The 18149-nt window shown below is 68.3% G+C and carries 16 protein-coding genes, 1 rRNA gene and 1 pseudogene; 11 read left to right on the forward strand and 7 right to left on the reverse strand.

Going from position 1 to position 18149, the window contains the following annotated elements; all coding sequences use genetic code 11:
• Positions 1 to 6 precede the first annotated feature (6 nt).
• A 5S ribosomal RNA gene (gene rrf / locus ACLARN_RS31525) occupies positions 7 to 123 on the forward strand.
• A gap of 297 nt (positions 124 to 420) precedes the next feature.
• Here rrf and cobF read toward each other — a convergent pair.
• Entirely contained in the window at positions 421 to 1185 is a 765-nt protein-coding gene (gene cobF / locus ACLARN_RS31530; RefSeq protein WP_409495118.1) for a precorrin-6A synthase (deacetylating), read from the reverse strand.
• A 96-nt stretch (positions 1186 to 1281) separates the two neighbouring features.
• Between cobF and ACLARN_RS31535 the strand changes: the two genes are divergently transcribed.
• The 3 genes and pseudogenes from ACLARN_RS31535 to ACLARN_RS31545 form a co-directional block, all read left to right on the forward strand.
• Complete coding sequence (locus ACLARN_RS31535; protein WP_409495119.1) at positions 1282 to 1488, forward strand: heavy-metal-associated domain-containing protein; 207 nt, start codon at positions 1282 to 1284, stop codon at positions 1486 to 1488.
• On the forward strand, positions 1485 to 1655 hold the full coding sequence (locus ACLARN_RS31540) for a hypothetical protein (RefSeq protein ID WP_409495120.1): 171 nt from the start codon (positions 1485 to 1487) through the stop codon (positions 1653 to 1655). The genes ACLARN_RS31535 and ACLARN_RS31540 overlap by 4 nt, the downstream gene beginning before the upstream one ends.
• Positions 1652 to 3853, forward strand: a pseudogene (locus ACLARN_RS31545) (heavy metal translocating P-type ATPase); the annotation flags it as partial. The gene ACLARN_RS31540 and the pseudogene ACLARN_RS31545, both read left to right, overlap by 4 nt.
• On the opposite strand, the gene ACLARN_RS31550 reads toward ACLARN_RS31545, so the two are convergent.
• Positions 3853 to 4134 (reverse strand): metal-sensitive transcriptional regulator, encoded by a 282-nt coding sequence (locus ACLARN_RS31550; RefSeq protein ID WP_009081418.1) that lies wholly within the window; start codon positions 4132 to 4134, stop codon positions 3853 to 3855. The pseudogene ACLARN_RS31545 and the gene ACLARN_RS31550 overlap by 1 nt on opposite strands.
• 169 nt (positions 4135 to 4303) lie before the next feature.
• On the opposite strand from ACLARN_RS31550, the gene ACLARN_RS31555 reads away from it, so the two are divergent.
• Complete coding sequence (locus ACLARN_RS31555) at positions 4304 to 4660, forward strand: YciI family protein (protein WP_409495121.1); 357 nt, start codon at positions 4304 to 4306, stop codon at positions 4658 to 4660.
• 58 nt (positions 4661 to 4718) lie between these two features.
• Here the strand turns inward: ACLARN_RS31555 and ACLARN_RS31560 are convergent, their stop codons facing one another.
• Entirely contained in the window at positions 4719 to 5387 is a 669-nt protein-coding gene (locus ACLARN_RS31560; protein WP_409495122.1) for a M protein, read from the reverse strand.
• 227 nt (positions 5388 to 5614) lie between these two features.
• Here ACLARN_RS31560 and ACLARN_RS31565 point away from each other — a divergent pair, with 227 nt between their 5' ends.
• Positions 5615 to 6310: a maleylpyruvate isomerase family mycothiol-dependent enzyme gene (locus tag ACLARN_RS31565; RefSeq protein ID WP_409495123.1), complete on the forward strand. Its 696-nt coding sequence runs from the start codon at positions 5615 to 5617 to the stop codon at positions 6308 to 6310.
• Here the strand turns inward: ACLARN_RS31565 and ACLARN_RS31570 are convergent, their stop codons facing one another.
• The 4 genes from ACLARN_RS31570 to ACLARN_RS31585 form a co-directional block, all read right to left on the reverse strand.
• Positions 6311 to 7645, reverse strand: a complete 1335-nt coding sequence (locus ACLARN_RS31570) for a copper resistance protein CopC (RefSeq protein ID WP_409495124.1) — start codon at positions 7643 to 7645, stop codon at positions 6311 to 6313.
• Complete coding sequence (locus ACLARN_RS31575) at positions 7642 to 8220, reverse strand: hypothetical protein (RefSeq protein WP_409495125.1); 579 nt, start codon at positions 8218 to 8220, stop codon at positions 7642 to 7644. Before ACLARN_RS31575 ends, ACLARN_RS31570 begins: the two co-directional genes overlap by 4 nt.
• 117 nt (positions 8221 to 8337) lie before the next feature.
• Positions 8338 to 9024: a winged helix-turn-helix transcriptional regulator gene (locus tag ACLARN_RS31580; RefSeq protein WP_409495126.1), complete on the reverse strand. Its 687-nt coding sequence runs from the start codon at positions 9022 to 9024 to the stop codon at positions 8338 to 8340.
• Between the two features lie 43 nt (positions 9025 to 9067).
• Positions 9068 to 9907 (reverse strand): BTAD domain-containing putative transcriptional regulator, encoded by an 840-nt coding sequence (locus tag ACLARN_RS31585; RefSeq protein WP_409495127.1) that lies wholly within the window; start codon positions 9905 to 9907, stop codon positions 9068 to 9070.
• 222 nt (positions 9908 to 10129) lie between these two features.
• On the opposite strand from ACLARN_RS31585, the gene ACLARN_RS31590 reads away from it, so the two are divergent.
• The 5 genes from ACLARN_RS31590 to ACLARN_RS31610 all read left to right on the forward strand — a co-directional run bounded on the left by ACLARN_RS31590 (position 10130) and on the right by ACLARN_RS31610 (position 18148).
• Positions 10130 to 12406, forward strand: coding sequence for a TOMM precursor leader peptide-binding protein (locus ACLARN_RS31590; protein ID WP_409495128.1), 2277 nt, complete (start codon positions 10130 to 10132; stop codon positions 12404 to 12406).
• A gap of 42 nt (positions 12407 to 12448) precedes the next feature.
• On the forward strand, positions 12449 to 13894 hold the full coding sequence (locus ACLARN_RS31595; RefSeq protein WP_409495211.1) for a SagB family peptide dehydrogenase: 1446 nt from the start codon (positions 12449 to 12451) through the stop codon (positions 13892 to 13894).
• 271 nt (positions 13895 to 14165) lie between these two features.
• Positions 14166 to 15068: a helix-turn-helix transcriptional regulator gene (locus ACLARN_RS31600; protein ID WP_409495129.1), complete on the forward strand. Its 903-nt coding sequence runs from the start codon at positions 14166 to 14168 to the stop codon at positions 15066 to 15068.
• A 141-nt stretch (positions 15069 to 15209) separates the two neighbouring features.
• Positions 15210 to 16187 carry a DUF1702 family protein gene (locus tag ACLARN_RS31605; RefSeq protein WP_409495130.1) on the forward strand — a complete coding sequence of 326 codons (978 nt, stop codon included), beginning with the start codon at positions 15210 to 15212 and terminating at the stop codon, positions 16185 to 16187.
• Positions 16184 to 18148 (forward strand): CRTAC1 family protein, encoded by a 1965-nt coding sequence (locus tag ACLARN_RS31610; RefSeq protein ID WP_409495131.1) that lies wholly within the window; start codon positions 16184 to 16186, stop codon positions 18146 to 18148. The genes ACLARN_RS31605 and ACLARN_RS31610 overlap by 4 nt, the downstream gene beginning before the upstream one ends.
• The last annotated feature ends 1 nt before the right edge of the window (position 18149 follow it).

An 18149-nucleotide genomic window follows, 5' to 3' on the forward strand; every position in this document is an offset into this window, starting at 1 on the left:
CAGTGTTTCGGTGGTTATAGCGTCAGGGAAACGCCCGGTCCCATTCCGAACCCGGAAGCTAAGCCTGACAGCGCCGATGGTACTGCAACCGAAGGGTTGTGGGAGAGTAGGACACCGCCGGACTAACATTGAAACAGGGTCTGGGACCTGGTCGAGAACCCCTCAAGGTTCTCCCAGGTCCCAGACCCTTTTCTCATGCCCGAAACCCGCCACACCCGTGGTTGAGCACGTCACACACGTGCTCAGACGGCGAACACACGTGATTGAACGGAGAACACACGTGATCAGCCGGACAACACGATGATCTCCAGCCAATCACGCGAGTTCTCCATCTGAACACACGAGATACGCGCCTGAGCACACGAGATACGGGCTCAAGCACGCGAGATACGCGCCTGAGCACGTGAGGTACGGGGTTGGTCAGGAGCTGGCGGGGCGGCGTAGGTGGTAGATGTCCATGATCCAGCCCTTCCGTGACCGTGCCGCGGCGCGAACGGAGCGGATTTCCGAAGCGAGAGCGTCGGTGAGCGGGCCGGACAGCAGGAGCTCGTCGGGCGTGCCTAGGTAGGCGCCCCAGTAGATCTCCAGTCCCGTGTCCGCGAAGCGCGAGAACGTGCATCCGGCGTCCAACATCACGAATACGTCGTCCGCGTCCGCGGGCCAGCCCGCTTCGAGGCGCCGGCCGGTCGTGATCAGCACCGGCCGTCCGATCTGGTTCATCGTGGTCCGGTGCCGGGACGTCAGCGCGGCCACGCTGCTGACGCCGGGGACGACCTCGTACTCGAACTCCACGTTCCCCCGGGAGAGCACCGCGTCCAGCAAGGTCAGGGTCGAGTCGTAGAGCGCCGGGTCACCCCACACCAGGAAGGCGCCCCGCTCATCGGGACCCAGCGAGCCGATCATGGTCTCGTAGACGTCGGTGCGGAGCCGGTGCCAGTCGGCGACGGCCTTCCGGTAGTCATCCGGAGTACGGTCGCGTTCAGGGTCCGGTGCCCGCACGACGCGGTAGCCGGGCCGCTCGACGAACCGGTCGAGGATCTCCTGGCGCAGACCCACCAGATCCTGCTTCTCTGAACCCTTGTCGAGCACGAAGAAGACGTCGGTCTCGTTCAGCCGTCGGACGGCCTGGACGGTCAGGTGTTCAGGGTCGCCGGCGCCGATGCCGATGGCGGAGATCTTCCTCATCGCGGCAGTGTGCCCGCCCCCTCAATGCACACCCCTACCCCCATGGGGTATAAATGAAGTGATCGCTTCGTCTGTCCTGTAGAGGAGTTCGTACCGATGGCCGAAACCACCTACACCGTCAAGGGCATGTCCTGCGGGCACTGCGCCTCCTCCGTCACCGAGGAGGTCAGCGGCATCGCGGGCGTCAGTGCCGTGAACGTGGACGTGGCCAGTGGCAAGGTAACCGTCACCAGTGACACCGCGCTCGATGTCCAGATCGTGGACGCGGCCGTCTCCGAGGCCGGTTACCAGCTCGTCTCGTGAGCACCGCCGTCAAGGTATCGGCGTTCGCCGCGGCCCTGGTCGCGGTGTTCGTCGTCGCCTGGACGATCGGCTCCGCCGTCGGGCCGCCGGACGAGACACCGTCCCCACCCGCGCCGACCAGCGAGCACGAAGGGCATCACGAGGGCCACACGGGAGGCACGCCGTGAGCGTCGAGACATCCCAGCGCGTCGAACTGGCCATCGGCGGGATGACCTGCGCGTCGTGTGCCGCGCGGGTCGAACGCAAGTTGAACAAGGTCGACGGCGTCTCCGCCACGGTCAATTACGCCACCGAGAAGGCGCAGGTCGACTTCCCGGCCGCGCTTTCGGTGGACGACCTCGTCGGTGTCGTCGAGTCCGCCGGTTATACGGCCGAGCCGCCCAAACCCGACGAAGACGACGACCAGGCAGACGGGCTCCGGCGCCGATTGATCGTCTCCGCCGTGCTCGCTGTTCCGGTGATCGTGCTGGCGATGGTCCCGGCCTGGCAGTTCACTTACTGGCAGTGGGTCTCGCTGGCCTTGGCCGCCCCCGTCGTCACCTGGGGTGCGTGGCCGTTCCATCGCCCCGCCTGGACGAACTTCCGGCATGGCGCCGCCACCATGGACACCCTGATCTCCCTCGGTGTCGCCGCCGCCACCCTCTGGTCGCTCTACGCGTTGCTGTTCGGCACCGCCGGGGTGCCCGGCATGCGGCACGGCTTCGAACTGACCATGGAACGCGGCTCCGGCGCGGGCAACCTCTACCTCGAGGTCGCCGCCGGGGTGACCACGTTCCTCCTGGCCGGGCGCTATTTCGAGGCCCGCTCCAAGCGTCGCTCCGGTGCCGCACTGCGGGCACTGCTCGAACTCGGCGCGAAGGACGTCGCCGTCCTCAAAGACGGTGTCGAGACCCGCGTCCCGATCGGGGAGCTGAAGGCCGGCGACGAGTTCGTCGTGCGGCCGGGGGAGAAGATCGCCACCGACGGCGTCGTGACCGACGGCGGGTCGGCGGTCGACCTGAGCATGCTGACGGGTGAAGCCGTCCCGGTCGAGGTGAGCGTCGGTGACACCGTTGTCGGAGGGACGGTCAACGCCGGCGGCAGGCTCGTCGTCCGCGCCACCCGGATCGGTGCCGACACCCAGCTCGTGCAGATGGCGAGGCTGGTCGAGGACGCGCAGAACGGCAAGGCGCGGGTGCAGCGGCTCGCGGACCGCGTTTCGGCCGTGTTCGTCCCGGTGGTGATCGCGCTCGCGGTCGGCACGCTCGGCTTCTGGCTCGGCGCGGGCAGCGGGGCCGACGCCGCCTTCACCGCCGCCGTCGCGGTTCTGATCATCGCGTGCCCGTGTGCCCTTGGCCTGGCCACGCCGACGGCGTTGCTCGTCGGCACCGGCCGGGGCGCGCAGCTGGGCATCCTCATCAAGGGTCCCGAGGTGCTCGAGTCCACTCGTCAGGTCGACACCGTCGTCCTGGACAAGACCGGCACGGTGACCGCCGGGAAGATGAGCCTCACCGACCTCTACGGGGCCGATGAGACCGAGGTGCTCCGGCTCGCTGCGGCTGTCGAGCACGCGTCGGAGCATCCGATCGCCCGCGCGATCGTCGCGGCCGCGGAAGAACGGCTCGGTCAGCTGCCACCGGTCGAAGGGTTCCGCAACGTCGAGGGCCTGGGTGTCGTCGGCGAGGTCGAGGGGAAGACCGTCCTGGCCGGTCGCACGGCTCTCCTCGAACAGCACGACATCACGGTCGGAGACGACTTCGCCCAGGTCAAGGCGGCCGCCGAGGAGCGTGGCGCGACAGCGGTCGTGGTCGCGTGGGACGGCGAGGCGCGCGGTGTGGTCGTCGTCGCCGACACGGTCAAGCCGACCTCGAAGCAGGCCGTGAAGGAACTGCGGGCCCTCGGGCTCCGGCCGATCCTGCTGACCGGTGACAACACCGGTTCCGCGAAGGCGGTCGCCGCGGAAGTGGGGATCGACGAGGTCGTCGCCGAAGTGCTCCCCGCCGACAAGGTCGACGTCGTCAAACGCTTGCAGTCCGAAGGCCGCGTGGTCGCCATGGTCGGTGACGGCGTCAACGACGCGGTCGCGCTCGCGCAGGCCGACCTCGGCCTGTCGATGGGCACCGGGACGGACGCCGCGATCGAGGCCGGTGACCTGACGCTCGTCCGGGGCGACCTGAGTGCCGCCGTCGACGCGATCCGGCTCTCGCGCCGCACGCTCGGCACGATCAAGGGCAACCTGTTCTGGGCGTTCGCCTACAACGTCGCCGCGCTGCCACTGGCCGCGCTCGGCCTGCTCAACCCCATGATCGCCGGGGCCGCGATGGCGTTCTCCTCGGTTTTCGTGGTCTCCAACAGCCTGCGATTGCGCAGGTTCCGCGGGGTGGCCTAGGAGCGGACCAGCCGTGCGATCGCGTCGGAGGCCTCCCGGACCTTGAGGTCGGCTTCTTCACCGCCCGCGGCGGCGGCCTGGACCACGCAGGTGGCGAGGTGCTCGTCCAGCAGTTCGAGCGAGAACGACTGGAGTGCCTTGGTGGCGGCGGACACCTGGGTCAGGATGTCGATGCAGTACTTGTCCTCTTCGACCATCCGCTGCAACCCGCGGATCTGCCCCTCGATCCGGCGCAGGCGCTTGAGATAGGCCTCCCGCTCGCTGCCGTAGCCCGTCATTCCGCACCCGTTCTCTCGTCGTTCCCCAGCCATCGCCGAGTATACCCTCCCCACGTATCTGCCCCGGGCGGGCGGAATTCGCGGGTGTCAGGATGTCGAGGACGGTCCGGCGGCTCCGACTCAAGCGTGAACGGCCGGGCACCCGGCCGGATGACCAGGAGGAACACCGATGAAGTACATGATCATGATCACGATGAACCCCACCGCGTGGGACGCCCTCCCCGAGGAGGAACGCAACGAGGTGGTCGCCCGCATCGACCCTTTCATGAAGAAGCTGACCGACAGCGGCGAACTGCTCGGGACGCAGGCGCTGGGGGAGCCGAAGGAGAGCACGGTGGTCCGGGTGCGTGACGGCGTCCCGGTGGTCACCGACGGTCCGTTCGCGGAGTCGAAGGAGTACCTGGCGGGCTTCTACCTGGTCGAATGCGACAGCAAGGAGCGCGCGATCGAGATCGCGGGCCAGATCCCGGACGCGCATATCAACGCGATGGAGATCAGGCCGGTGGTCTTTTCTTCCGGGCTGTGATTCCACCAGTCAGGCGCAGCCTGTCCGTTGAGGGTGGTGGTGGGGCGGGGTCCGGGGCTTAAGTGGCGACTGCTTCAGTGCCGGTGCGGGCCTCTGGCCTGCTCCGGCGCTGAACGGGCACTGCCGGCTTCGGTTCTTCGGTGATCGTCAGGACCGTACCGGCCTCCGCGAGCAGTTCGCGGCAGCCGACCAGCTGGTTCAATACGTCATCGCGCAGGTGGAGGGCCACATCGGCCTTCTGCCGCGCGTCGGCGAGCAGGCGCTCGCCCTCTTCGGCGGCGTCGTTGAGCAGCTTTCGCGCCCGTGCTTGCGCGGCTTCGTCCCGCGCGGCGAGTGCGCGCATCGCCTCCGCCCGCCGCAGCGTCATGGCGCGTTCGAAGTCTTCGGTGATCCGCTTCCGTTCCGCCTCGGCCTTGGCGGCCTCCTCGGTGGCGCGCGCGATGATGTCTTCACCCTCTTCGCGGGTGAGTTCGAGCATCCGGCGCGATCGCTCCTGCAACGCGTCCGGTGCGATCGGCACGCGGCTGATCCGATCGACGCTGGCTTTCAGTTCGCGGTTTTCCTCTCGCGCGGCGGTGAGTTCCGCGGCGAGCGCCTCTCCGCGGCGGATCGCTTCGTCACGTTCGGCGGCGGCTCGGCGTAGCTCGGTTTCCACCTCGCGAACGAATTCCCGGACCTGAGCGCGATTGAAACCACGCCACGCCAGATCGAAGCCGGGCATCTCCATTGGTCACCTCCACAGTGGGCGATCCGTCACCGGTGCGCGCTTCTTTTAGTACACAAAGTCTTTGCAGCACGGGGCTTTCCCCGTCCAGTGTGCCTGAAGCCGCAAGGACACGCGTCACGGGTGGGTGATCTTTGCGCCGAGCGGTCCGCGCAAGAGGGGAGAAGGGTGATCCTCGAACAGGTGGGAGAATGGACGACCATCGTTTTACCCCAACTGGAGGTGGCCGCGTGACGAGCAGCCGAATTCGGGTCCCTGGCTGGAATACGGCGACAGCGGACGAAGGGTATCGGCAGGTCAGAGAGAACATCTCGATCTTGCTCGCCGAGCACTCGGGCGCGGGCGAGCTGGGCGTCCCGGCCTGTCCACAGTGGACCGTCCGGGATCTGCTCGCGCATGTGACCGAAATCTGCGATCGGGTGATCACCCGGTTCGGGGGAGAGCCGTGTCCGGTTCCGGAGACGGCGTCGGTCGCCGAATTGCTGAAGCTCTGGAACGAGCGCGGGCCCGAGGCCGACACCCTCCTCGCCGCGGACGGCGACGGGAAGAGCCGCGGCGACATCATGGTGATGGACGCCTTCACCCACGAACTCGATCTCCGGTACGCGCTCGGCGCTCCACTGCCCGAGGCGCACGCGGCCTGGCTGCGGGGTTTCGAAGTGCTCGTCAGCGGCCTCGGCGCTTCGGTCACCAAGCACGGGCTGCCCGGAATGCGGATCGAGACCGAGGGAGGGACGTGGATCGCGGGCACCGAGCCGGTCGCCGCGGTGCTCTCGGGGCCGCCCGCCGCTCTGTACCGGTCGCTCGCCGGGCGCCGGAGCCCGGCCCAGATCGCCGCCTTGGACTGGCTGGGCGATCCCGAGCCGTGGCTTCGGGCCTTCACCTGGGGGCCGTTCACCCCGCCGTCGGAAGCGATCGAGCGCTGATCAGCCGGCCGGGGACATCGAGGACAGCATCGCGGCCAGCGCGAGCACCACGGCGACGATCAGCACCTCGACCCCGACGCTGACCCGCAGTTTCCGCAGGTCGGCGGTCACGACGCCGGTGCCGCCGCGGCCGGAGATCCCGCGGCGCACCGCGTTGCGGCTCAGGTTCGCGACCAGCAGCAACGTGGCGAATCCGGTCAGCTTCAGCAGGAAGACGATGCCGTAGGCCGACGTCCAGAGCGCTTCCACCGACGGGACGAGCCGGAAGCCGAGGTAGGCGCCGCTGACCACCATGACCACGATCGACCAGGTGGCGATCGGATGGAACCGCGCCAACGCCGGTTCGGCCTCCGACGCCGAGTACTCGCCGCGCAGCAGCACGGCCAGCTGGATCAGCCCGCCGACCCAGACGGCCATCGCGCCGAAGTGCGCGAGGTCGGCGCTGACCGAGAGGAACATGATCTTGTCGGCCACCGCGTGCCCGGTCGCGGAGAAGCTCAGCATCACGATGAACCCGGCCGCGATACCGAGGTTCTCGTAGCGCGACCGCAGCCTGTCCGGCAGGTCGGGCGCCAGCAGCCGTCGCACGATCACGGCGAGCGCGACGATCGCGGCAAGGCGCAGGAGCAGGAGCTTCCCGTACGCCACCCGCAGGGTCGCCTCGATGAGCGCAGGGTCGAAGACCGAGCCAACGCCACGGCCCGAGACGTACGGGCCTTGCAGCAGGAACCCGGCCACGGCCGTCACGGCCGAGAGCCACACTCCGACGGTGATCAGCTTCCGCGCCGCCGGATCGGTCCGGCCACCAGGACGGCAGACCAGCACGAACACCAGCCCGCCGAGCAGCGCGACGCCGCCGAACGAGCCCCAGCGGAACGTGGTGAACAGCGCGTCGGTCACCGGATCCGTGCCGGTGGAGGCGGACACCGCGCCCGCCGAGGTGATCAGGGGGCCGGTGCCGATCACGAAAGCGATCGTGCCGCGCACCGGATGTGAGTCAGTCGAGACGAAGGCGTACTCGACGAGGTAACTGCCGTCGGGGAGATCGGGCTCGAGCTTGACGGCGACCTGTTCCGCGACGTCGCCCGGCTGGAACACCGGTCCGGTGACGACGTCCGTACCCTGCTGGTCGACGACCTTGATCGAGTTCGGCTGGATGCCGATGTTCTCCGACAGGGTGATCGAGACCTGCGCGGGCGCCGAGGTGAGCCGGGCGCCGTCGGCGGGATTCGAGGCGAGGAGTTCGACGTGGGCCGAGGCCGGGGCCGCGGCGAGCACCGCGATCCCGAACCACGCCGCCACAAGGGCCAGGAGCGCGAAGAGCCTCCTGGTCACGACGCCGTTGTCGCCAGCTCACGCCGGCTTTCGGGCGAGCACGTGCAGCCGGTGAGCTGCCGCTCGACGGCGGAGGCCTTCCGGTGCACGAGCATCGCGATGATCATCGGGATGGTGACGATCGTGTTGTAGAACAGGTGCAGTTCCACCCGGGGGATGAACAGCTGGATGATGCTGCTCGGCGCGGTGCCGCCGCCGAGGCGCCAGCCGGTCTGCGCCTGGATCAGCAGCAGCAGATGCTCGATGTGGTGCCAGAACTGCAGGCCGAGCGCCAGGTTCCACCACTGCCGCGAGCGGCCGGCGAAGCCCTTGCGCAGGGCGAACAGCGCGATCAGCATGACGATGGCGTAGCCGTAGTGCAGCCATTCGGAGCTGATCAGCTTGGGGAAGGGGATGCCGAGCACGCCGCGGGCGTCCGGGGTCTTCCAGCCGAGGACGTAGATCTGGAACGCCTGCACGAGGTGTTCCGCCCAGTGTGCCAGCACGATCAGCGCGAAGACGTTGAGCGCCGCCCGGTGGTATTTCCCGTTGAGCGAGGCGAGCAGGCCAGGACGTGGCGAATCGAGTGCGGCCATGAAAGGGCTCCTAGGGCGAAAGACCGGCCGGTGACGGATGTCGACGATATCTCGCGCACCGGCCGTTTCCATTACTCCGGATTGCTCATCTGACCTGTGGTGCTGCGGCCGAATGGCTCAGTGGACGACGATTCCGTGGGACATCTGAGGTGCGGCGGGGATGTGGAACAGCTCGGTGAACAGTTCCAAGTACTCGAAGGCGCCGTCTATCCGGACCTTGCCGGTGCGGGTGGCGTCGGCGGCGCTGAGTTCCCCGCTCAGCAGGTCCTTGATGAACGGCCCCAGCGGTTCGATCGTCGCGTCGGCGCCGGGATGCGCGCCGTCCGCGACCTTGAGCGCGCCGTCCTCGACGATCGCGTGCAGGACCATGCCGCCCGGGTAGTGCAGTTCGTAGGTGGCGTGGACGCCCTTGGCCTTCTCGCTCTGGAACGTCGTGTACAGCGAGAGGATCGCCGCGTCCGTGGTGAGCACGTCTTCGGGAGCCGGCCGGCCGAGGGACCGCGCGCCCCACAGGCCCAGGTCCAGCACGATCTGGTCGAGTTCGCCGCCGTACTCGGTGAGTTCGTAGACCACCGCGGCGTCGAGCTGGGGGAGCAGACGGCGGCGGAGCACCCCGGACTGCTCGAGTTCGTTGAGCCTCGCGGACAGGGTGCTCGCCGGGATCTTGGGCAGGCCGGCCCGCAACTCGGTGAACCGCTTCGGGCCGAGGACGAGGTCACGGACGATCAGCAGCGACCAGCGTTCGCCGATGATCTCCAGTGCGCGGGCGAGACCGCAGAACTGTCCATAGGTACGACTGGTCATCCGCCGATCCTCACTTTCGTTTTCCCGTGGCAGGAGCAGGTCTTCACGCGGGTTCACCCTCGGAGAGCAGGTCGTGGTGCAGGATCTGCAACTCGTCGCAGGGCTCGACGCCCAATTCATTGTTGAGCCTGGCACGCACCTGGCGATAGGTCGCGAGGGCATCGGATCGCCGCCCACTGCGCCCGAGGACGCGGATCAGCTGGCCGTGCAGTGCCTCGTCCAGCGGGTTCGCGGTGACCAGTGAGCGCAGTTCGCCGATCAGTTCGTGCCGCATCCCGGCCGCGATGTCCGCCTCGATGCGCAGGTGCAGCGTGCTGCGCCGCTGTTCGACGAGGTCGACGGCGTACGCCGACAGCACCGACCCACAGTGGACATTCGACAGCGGCGGCCCGGACCACAGGTCGAGCGCCGACCGGAAGGCCTTGGCTGCTTCGGCGGGCTCGCCCCGCAGTTGCAGTTCCCGGCCCTGCTTCTGCAGCGCCTGGAACTCGAAGACGTCCACCTGCTCCGGGGCGATCCGGAACACGTACCCCGGCGGTTTCGTCGCCAGCATGGTCTCGCCGTACGGGGCGAGGTCGTTCTCGTCGATGCACCGGCGCAGCTGGTAGACGTAGGTGTGCATCGTGGTGCGGACGCTGCGCGGCGGGTCGTTGGCCCACAGCTCCTGCACGATCGTGTCGATGTGCACGATCTTCCCCGGGCTCATCACCAGCATGGCGAGCACCTGGAGCAGCTTCGGCGTCGTCGGCGCGTAGTCGATCCCGTCCCGCACGAGTTCGAGCGGGCCGAGCAGGGTGAAGCGGACGGGGCTTGCGGACAGGTCCGGATTCGGGTTAGGTGCCGAGCCGTGGTGCGTGTCCGATACTCGTGATCCGGCATACATCGCAAGCGCCCTCCAGCTCGATACGCGTCGGGTCCCGTTTTCCCAGTGCGTCGACAGTGACAGAGCGGCGGGCACCGGGCCAGTGAGCCGTCCACCAGGTCCCGCGTGCGTGTGTCCCGGAAGAACATGGGTTTTTCATGCCCGACCCGTGAATCTCGCACTGGCCGGTACGCGGCCCCGCGCAGCAGGATTCGGGGACCGCACCGACCTACGGGGGTTCCCATGCGCGAGGCAGTGTCGAACGGGTCAGGCTCCAGCACCGGCGGTCTGGGATTCAAACGGCATCTGCGGGCGGAGATCAGTGAGGGCAACGGCGCCTATCTGTTCTCGGAACAAGGGGTCATCGCGATGCGCGGCGCGCAGGTCGCCTCGGTCGCGGCGTTGCTCGACGGTACCCGTGACCTCGACGGACTCCTCTCCGCCTGTCCGGAGGGGATGAGCGCCGAGCAGGTCACCGGGGTGCTGGCCCGGCTCGTGGAAGCGGGGCTGGTCACCATCCGCGTCCCGGACGAACTCAGCGGGGACGAACGCGCGCTCGCGTACTGGGACGCGTGCGGTCTCGACGCGTCCGCGGTCGCCTGCCGTCAGAAGCCGGCGACGGCGAGCCTGACCGCGATCGGCCGCGGCGTCGACACCTCGCAGGTGGAGAACGCGCTCGTCGCGAGCGGGATCGAGGTGGTCGGGACGGCCGCCGAACTGGCCATCGTGCTGTGCGACGACTACCTCGACCCGAGGCTGGCCGAGATCGACGCCGAACACCGGCGCACCGGCAGGCCGTGGCTGCTGGCCCGGCCGTCGGGCTCGCAGGTGTGGATCGGCCCGATCCTGCAACCCGGCCGGTCCGGCTGCTGGCACTGCCTGACCAACCGGCTGTGGGGGCACCGGCACGCGGAGGCGTGCGTGCAGGAGGTCCTCGGGCACGACGGCCCGGCCTCGTTCCCGATGCCCGCCGTGCCGCCGCTGACCGCGGCCGCGTCGCACCTGATCTCCCTCGAAGCGTCCAAATGGCTGGCGGGACACCGGTATCCGGGTCAGCAGGCCGTGTGGATCCTCGACACCCTCGACCTGCAAGGACGGCTGCACGAACTGCGGCGGCGTCCGCAGTGCCCGGAATGCGGTGACGAAGGGATCGTCGCCGCGCGGACCGCCGAACCGGTCGTGTTGCGGGAGGCGAAGAAGGCGACGTCGGGCGGTGGCGGGCACCGGACGCTCACCCCGGTCGAGGTGCTCGACCGCTACGGCCACCTGGTCAGCCCGGTCACCGGCATCATCAAGGAGATCGCCCGCGACCCGAGGGCGCCGGCGTTCGTGAACGCCTACCGGTCCGGGCTCAACGTCGCGCGCCAGGTGCGCGGTGAAGCCGGGCTGCAAGCCGGGCTGCGCGGGGACAACGGTGGCAAGGGCGCCAGCCCGCTCGACGCCGAGGTCGGCGCCCTGTGCGAGGCGATCGAACGGTTCTCCGCGAACTACCAGGGCGACGAACTGCGGATCCGCGACACCTTCCGCGCGCTCGGCGAGGACGCCGTCCACCCGAACTCGTGCATGCTCTTCGACGAACGCCAGTACGACGGCCGGGACGAGTGGAACGCCAAACACGCGATCTTCCAACACGTTCCCGAACGGTTCGACGAGAAGGCGGCCGTCGACTGGACGCCGTTGTGGTCGCTGCCGGAGCGACGCCGGAAGCTGATGCCGACGGCGTACCTCTACTACGGCGTGCCGCTGGAGTGCGGGATCACCGGGATGCGCGCCGACTCCAACGGCTGCGCGGCCGGCAGCAGCATCGAGGACGCTGTCCTGCAAGGACTGCTCGAACTCGTCGAACGGGACGCCGTCGCGATGTGGTGGTACAACCGGCTTCCGGTGCCAGGCGTCGACATCGCCTCGTTCGACGACCCGTGGGCCGAGGAGATGGTCGGCCAGTACGCGCGGGCTGGCAGGGAACTGTGGGTCCTCGACCTGACCGCGGATCTCGGTGTCCCGGTGATGGTCGCGCTGTCCAGGAGTATCGCCGGACCCCGCGAGAACGTCATGATGGGTTTCGGCGCCCACCTGGATCCCAGGACGGCGCTGCGGAGGGCGGTCAGCGAGCTCAACCAGATGATCCCGGCGGTGCTCGCGAACGACGTCGAACTCGACGATCCCGACGCGGCGCGGTGGCTCCGGCACGCTACGGTCGCGAACCAGCCGTATCTGCTGCCGGCGCCTGGACGGTCGGCGAAACGGGCCGCGGACTTCAAGTTCGTCCGGCGGGCCGACGTACGGGACGACGTGGAATCGCTGGTACGCAAGCTTTCCGCGCTGGGGATGGAGACACTGGTGCTGGATCAGACCAGGCCCGACATCGATCTTCCGGTGGTCAGGGTGGTCGTTCCGGGGTTGCGGCCCTTCTGGAGCCGCTTCGCACCCGGACGGCTGTTCGACGTGCCGGTGCGACTGGGCAGGCTCACCGAACCGACCCCGTACGACCGGCTGAATCCCTTCCCCATGTTCTTGTAGATCCGGCTGGAGCAACAGTTGAGGACAGATCCCCCCGGCGGTGTGGCCGAGACGATCCCCTTGTGGTCGCTCACCGACGACAGCCTTGTCGAGATCGGTGAGGACGGCTCCTTGGTGGTCGTCACGCGGTGGGGGGAGTACGACTTCGACCGCGCCGGGCCACTGGTCCGGGAATCGTTGCGGCGGATGGCCTTGGGGCCGATCTCGCTGGCGAACGTGACGTCCTCGTGGGAGCCTGTCGAGCGGGAGCCCGACCTCGAAGGCGAGCTGAGCTGGACGGCCGAGGGGGCCGACGCGCTGCGGCAGGCACTCAAGGAACTCGGCGGTTCCGTGGTGCATTCGCTCGGCCTCGCCGACGGGAGAGGACCGCTGCTTTCGGTGATACCGGTGGCGCTCGCCCCGGTGTTCGCACCGGTCGAGATCCCCGCCGCGCGCCCGATCCGGTTGTCCCGCTTCTGTTCCCTGCGCTCCGACGCCTACGGGATGGGGTTGGAGTCGCCGTCCGCGAGGTACCGCGTCGTGCTGTTCCAGCCGTGGGCGGTGCACGTCGCGGCGACACTGGCGACGGCGAAGTCGGTGGGGGAGATCGTGTCCACGACCGGGATCGAGCCAGGGGTGGTCGGCGCGATCGTGTCCTATCTGGTCGCCGCGGGCGTCGTCCAGCTCGCGGGGGAGCACGGCCGGTTCGCCGAGGACGAGGATCCGGAACTCGGCCTGTGGTCCCCGGACGAACTGCTGTTCCACACCACGAGCCGGACCTGGCGGCCCGGTGGCCCGGCCGATCTGCCGGGGCTCGGGAAACCGCCGGTGGTCAAGGCCGCCACCGGCGAGGGGCCGGTCTACTCGCTCTACCGGCCGGATCTGGCCGACCGCGCGGAGACCGATCCGACGCTGACGGCGTTGCTGGAGAACGATCACACCTGCCCCGAATTCACCGAGGGTGTGCTGTCCGCCGAGCAGATCGGCGAGTTCCTGTTCCGCGGCGCGAGAATCCGGTCGATCGGGCCCGCACATTTCCCCAATGGGCCTAGCCACAACGCTTCGCAGCGGCCGTACTTCAGCGTCGCGTGCCTGTACGAACTCGAGCTGTACGTCTCGGTCAACCGTTGTTCGGGGCTGGAGCGCGGAATCTACCATTACGACCCGCTCGACCACCGGCTCAGCCTGGTCAACGACGACGAGGCCGACCTCGACGCGATGCTCGACATGGCGATGATCGGCGGCGGCAACCATCGGCGGCCCTCGGCGCTGATCACGGTGACCGCGCGGATGCCGAGGATGGCGTCGGTGCTCGGCGGTGGCGCGTACGCCACGACCCTGGCGCACGTCGGCGCGTTGCAGCAGACGCTCTACCTCGTCGCCCGCGCCATGGGGCTGGCCGCGCACGCCGTCCCGGTGGACGCCGGCGACCGCGTCGACCGCGCCCTGAAGCTCGAATGGCCCGCCGAAGTCGGTGTCGGGGAGTGCGTGCTCGACCTCCCCGCGTGATCAGATGGCGAACTCGCGTGATCAGACGGAGAACTCTCGTGCTTGGACGGAGAACTCTCGTGTTCTCCGTCTGATCACGCGTGATCTCCGTTCAAGCACGAGAGATCGCCGCCCAGTCACGCGAGATCGTCGGTTCGACCGTTCGCCGATCGCGCAGAGCTGGATAACCCCTGCGTAGACCCCATCTCGATCGCGCGTCGAGTGCTTCGAAATCGGTGAAGCGTTTGCTGGCGAGCAGAGGAAAAGCGACAGCGAATCCGAGGTTGGTCTGATGCAGCTACGAACAGTCGCCACGGCGGCGAACGAGAAAGGCGCCATCGAACCCGGTCGGCTCCCCGAGCCGGCGTCTCCCTTGCAACCTGCGGTGCTGCAGGCCATCTCCGCGATGCACGCGAGGTACTTCGACCCGATCACACTGGGGGATCTGGCCTCCGAGGTCTTCGTCAGCCCGTTCCACTTCTCGCGGATCTTCACCAAGGCGACCGGGGTGACCCCCGGCCGGTACCTCACCGCGATCCGGCTCTTCGAAGCGAAACGACTGCTGCTCACGACGTCGTTGACGGTGTCGGACATCGTCTGCAGTGTCGGCTACAGCAGCGTTGGCACGTTCACCAGCCGCTTCACCCGTGCGGTCGGGATGACCCCGACCCAGTACCGTGACCCGGAGGTCGGCGAACTGCTCGTGGCGCTGGCCCCGCATTTCCAGCGGCTGCCGTCGCTGGAAGCCTTGCACAGTGCCGGAATGGGCTACGCGTCGATGCGCAGCGGCACCGGGACGATCAGCGTGCGCGTCGAGACCCCGCGCGGGGCAGGCCCGGCGAGTGTCCTCATCGGACTGTTCGCCGAGCCGATCCCGCAGTGCGGCCCGGTCGCGTTCGGCGGACGGGCGAACGTCCTTTCGGCGGACATCGAGATCCAGAACGTCCCCGAAGGCCGGTGGACCGTGATCGCGGTCGCGGAGCACGCCGCCGGGACCGCCGCGTCGTCGTTCTCCGTCGGTACCCTGCCCGGCCGCGTCGACATCACCCGGTACGGCCGTGTCCACCTGCGGATGCCGATGCGCACCCCGCAGCCGACCGACGCGCCGATGGCGATCACTCTCGCCGGGAACCCGACGTCGACCGGGAACCGCATGACCATGCCCGCTCCCGACTATCTCCGCGCGGTGGCCTGAACCAGGGCTATTCCCGGTTCTCCCGGTTCACGCAAACCGGGAGAACCGCGGGCGCAACCGTGGAGTAGCTGCCGGGTCATCACGCATGTGAGCCTTTAACCAGTCCGCAGAATTCGAATCCACCCTTAGGGGGAGAGTGCGTTGGGCAATGGTTGGCGCACGTTAAGACGTCGCATGATCACACCGGACGTCTCCGAGACGTCGCTGGACAAGCGGGGTTTCCACAAGAAGAGCCCAGCCGCTCAAGAATTGCTGGAGACCGTCGGGGAGAAATTCCTGCTCGGCTACGCGCACGCGGTCGAAGCGCGTTCCACCGAACAGGCCGAAGAATGGCTCGAACGTATTCCGGTCAAATTCCGCGGCTTCGCCTACGAAGGCGCCGGAATGGGTTACGGAATGCTGGACGGCCTGCCGGGGGGAGGCCGCGGGCATATCGCGGACCTCCTCGACGGTCCCGGTGAGAAGCACGACTACATCATCTACGTCGGCGTCGGCTGGGCGATGGCGCGGCTGCCGCGCTTCCGCTGGCCCTCCGCCGAGGACTTCGACCCGTTGCTGCGCTGGCTGGTGCTCGACGGGTACGGCTTCCACCAGGCCTACTTCAAGACCGCCAAGTACATCGACGGTCAGTTCCAGGACCCGGACTTCAGCTGGCCCGCCGGCAACAACGGCTACTCGTCGCGGGCGATCGACCAGGGCATCGGCCGGGCGCTGTGGTTCATCTGCGGCACCGACGTCGATCTCGTCACCGACACCATCGCGAGGTTCCCCAAGCAGCGTCACGGAGATCTCTACGCCGGAGTCGGGCTCGCCTCGACCTACGCGTGCGGTGTCACCTCCGACGAACTGCTGAAGCTGGCCGAATTCGCCGGTGAGTACCGCGGAAACCTGGCCCAGGGCAGCGCTTTCGCCGCCGAAGCCCGGGTTCGCGCCGGACTGCTGATCCCCGAGACCGAGGTCGCCACCCAGGCGATCTGCGGGCTGCCGGCCGAGCGCGCCGCGGCCATCACCCAGGAGGTCCGTCCGGCCGTGGTGGTCGACGGTGAGCTCCCGGCTTTCGAAACCTGGCGACAGCGCATCGCCGCCGAGGTACTCACTTCTGGAGGTGCAGGTAAATGACCGCGACCTTGGGCTGGCTCCGCAAGCAGCTTGCGGGCATCGTGGCGCTGTTGCTGATGGCGGGACTGTTCGTGGTGGCCCAGCTGCCAACGGTCTCGACCGCCGACGCGGACACCATGGCGTCGAAGTACGCGTTCGAGCCGTTGACGATCGCCCTGCCGGAGGCGGCGAAAAGCCAGTCGATCCGGACGGTGAACAAGGAATACGAGCACATCCGCGCCTGGATCTCGTCGGTCGGTGCCGCGATCGCGGTCAACGACCTCGACGGTGACAAGCTCGCCAACGACCTGTGCTTCGTCGACCCGCGCAGCGACCAGGTGGTCGTCACCCCGACGCCGGGCAAGGGCGGCGACCGGTACGCGCCGTTCGCACTCGACGCCGCGCCGCTGCCGATGGGTAAGTACATCGCGCCCATGGGCTGCGTGCCCGCGGACCTGAACGAGGACGGCCGGGTCGACCTGCTGGCCTACTACTGGGGCCGCACGCCGATCGCCTTCCTGGCGAAGCCGGGTGCCACGAAGCTCGAGCCGAAGGCCTACGAGCCGGTGGAACTGGTGCCGGGCAACAACTCCAAGAACGGCGAGTACTCCGGTCCACTGTGGAACACCAACGCCGCGTCCGTCGGTGACTTCGACGGCGACGGCCACCAGGACATCTTCATCGGCAACTACTTCCCCGACAGCGCGGTGCTGGACGACCGCGTCCAGGGCGGGGTCGAGATGAACAAGTCGATGTCGCACGCCGACAACGCCGGTGGCAAGTACATCCTGCGGTTCACCGGCGCCACCCAGGGCGCGAAGCCGTCCGCGACGTTCGCCCTCGACGACAAGGCCATCCCCGCCGACGCGCAGGGCGGCTGGTCGCTCGCGGCCAGTGCCACCGACGTCGACGGCGACAACCTGCCGGAGCTCTACATCGGCAACGACTTCGGCCACGACCGCCTGCTGTACAACAAGTCCCGTCCCGGTCACGTCGAATTCGCCGAGGTGAAGGGGATCCGCGGGGCCAACGAGCCGAAGTCGAAGGTGCTCGGCAACGACTCCTTCAAGGGCATGGGCGTCGACTTCGCCGACCTCGACCACGACGGCCTCTACGACCTGTACGTCAGCAACATCACGACGTCCTGGGGTATCGAGGAAAGCCACTTCCAGTTCATGAACACCGCCAAGGACACCGCGGATCTGCGCGGTCGTCTCCAGGGCGGCGAGGCACCGTGGGTCGACCGCAGCGCACAGGCGGGCACCGCGTGGTCCGGCTGGGGCTGGGACGTCAAGATCGCCGACTACAACAACAGCGGCGAATCGGTGATCACCCAGGCGACCGGCTTCGTCAAGGGCGACGTCAACCGCTGGCCGCAGCTGCAAGAACTGGCGACGTCCAACGACGAACTACTGAAGCATCCCTACTTCTGGCCGAACATGGTCGCCGGTGACGACGTCGGTGGTGACCACACCCTGCACTTCTGGGCCAAGGGCGCCGACGGCCGCTACACCGACCTGGCCCCGCGCCTCGGCCTCGCGGTCCCGGTGCCCACCCGCGGAATCGCCACCGGTGACGCCGACGGTGACGGCAAGCTCGACTTCGCCGTGGCCCGCCAGTGGGAGCAGCCGATCTTCTACCACAACGTCAGCGCCGACACCGGTTCGTACCTGAACCTGAAGCTGGTGCACGACAAGGCTTCGGCGGACGGACCGCTCAAGGCGGCGGGCACCGCGGCGATCGGCGCGCAGGTCACCGTCATCACCCCCGACGGCAAGAAGTACATGGACCGCGTCGACGGCGGCAGCGGCCATTCCGGCAAGCGCAGCCACGAGATCCAGATCGGACTCGGCAAGGTCACCGGGCCGGTGAAGGTGTGCCTGCAATGGCGCGACCTGACCGGGCAGATCCGCACGCAGGAAGTCCAGCTGACCCCGGGCAACCACACGTTCCAGCTCGGCGCTCAGGCGAAGGAGAAGTGAC

It is taken from the genome of Amycolatopsis sp. cmx-11-12 (assembly GCF_046269425.1).
Classification (GTDB): Bacteria; Actinomycetota; Actinomycetes; order Mycobacteriales; family Pseudonocardiaceae; genus Amycolatopsis.

Bases quoted from the DNA above. Each gene is read 5' to 3' on its own strand.
- ACLARN_RS31550 (WP_009081418.1), bottom strand. From the start codon at position 4,134: ATGACGGGCTACGGCAGCGAGCGGGAGGCCTATCTCAAGCGCCTGCGC.
- cobF (WP_409495118.1), bottom strand. From the start codon at position 1,185: ATGAGGAAGATCTCCGCCATCGGCATCGGCGCCGGCGACCCTGAACAC.
- ACLARN_RS31585 (WP_409495127.1), bottom strand. From the start codon at position 9,907: ATGTATGCCGGATCACGAGTATCGGACACGCACCACGGCTCGGCACCT.
- ACLARN_RS31560 (WP_409495122.1), bottom strand. From the start codon at position 5,387: ATGGAGATGCCCGGCTTCGATCTGGCGTGGCGTGGTTTCAATCGCGCT.
- ACLARN_RS31600 (WP_409495129.1), top strand. From the start codon at position 14,166: ATGCAGCTACGAACAGTCGCCACGGCGGCGAACGAGAAAGGCGCCATC.
- ACLARN_RS31610 (WP_409495131.1), top strand. From the start codon at position 16,184: ATGACCGCGACCTTGGGCTGGCTCCGCAAGCAGCTTGCGGGCATCGTG.
- ACLARN_RS31580 (WP_409495126.1), bottom strand. From the start codon at position 9,024: ATGACCAGTCGTACCTATGGACAGTTCTGCGGTCTCGCCCGCGCACTG.
- ACLARN_RS31555 (WP_409495121.1), top strand. From the start codon at position 4,304: ATGAAGTACATGATCATGATCACGATGAACCCCACCGCGTGGGACGCC.
- ACLARN_RS31535 (WP_409495119.1), top strand. From the start codon at position 1,282: ATGGCCGAAACCACCTACACCGTCAAGGGCATGTCCTGCGGGCACTGC.
- ACLARN_RS31575 (WP_409495125.1), bottom strand. From the start codon at position 8,220: ATGGCCGCACTCGATTCGCCACGTCCTGGCCTGCTCGCCTCGCTCAAC.
- ACLARN_RS31590 (WP_409495128.1), top strand. From the start codon at position 10,130: ATGCGCGAGGCAGTGTCGAACGGGTCAGGCTCCAGCACCGGCGGTCTG.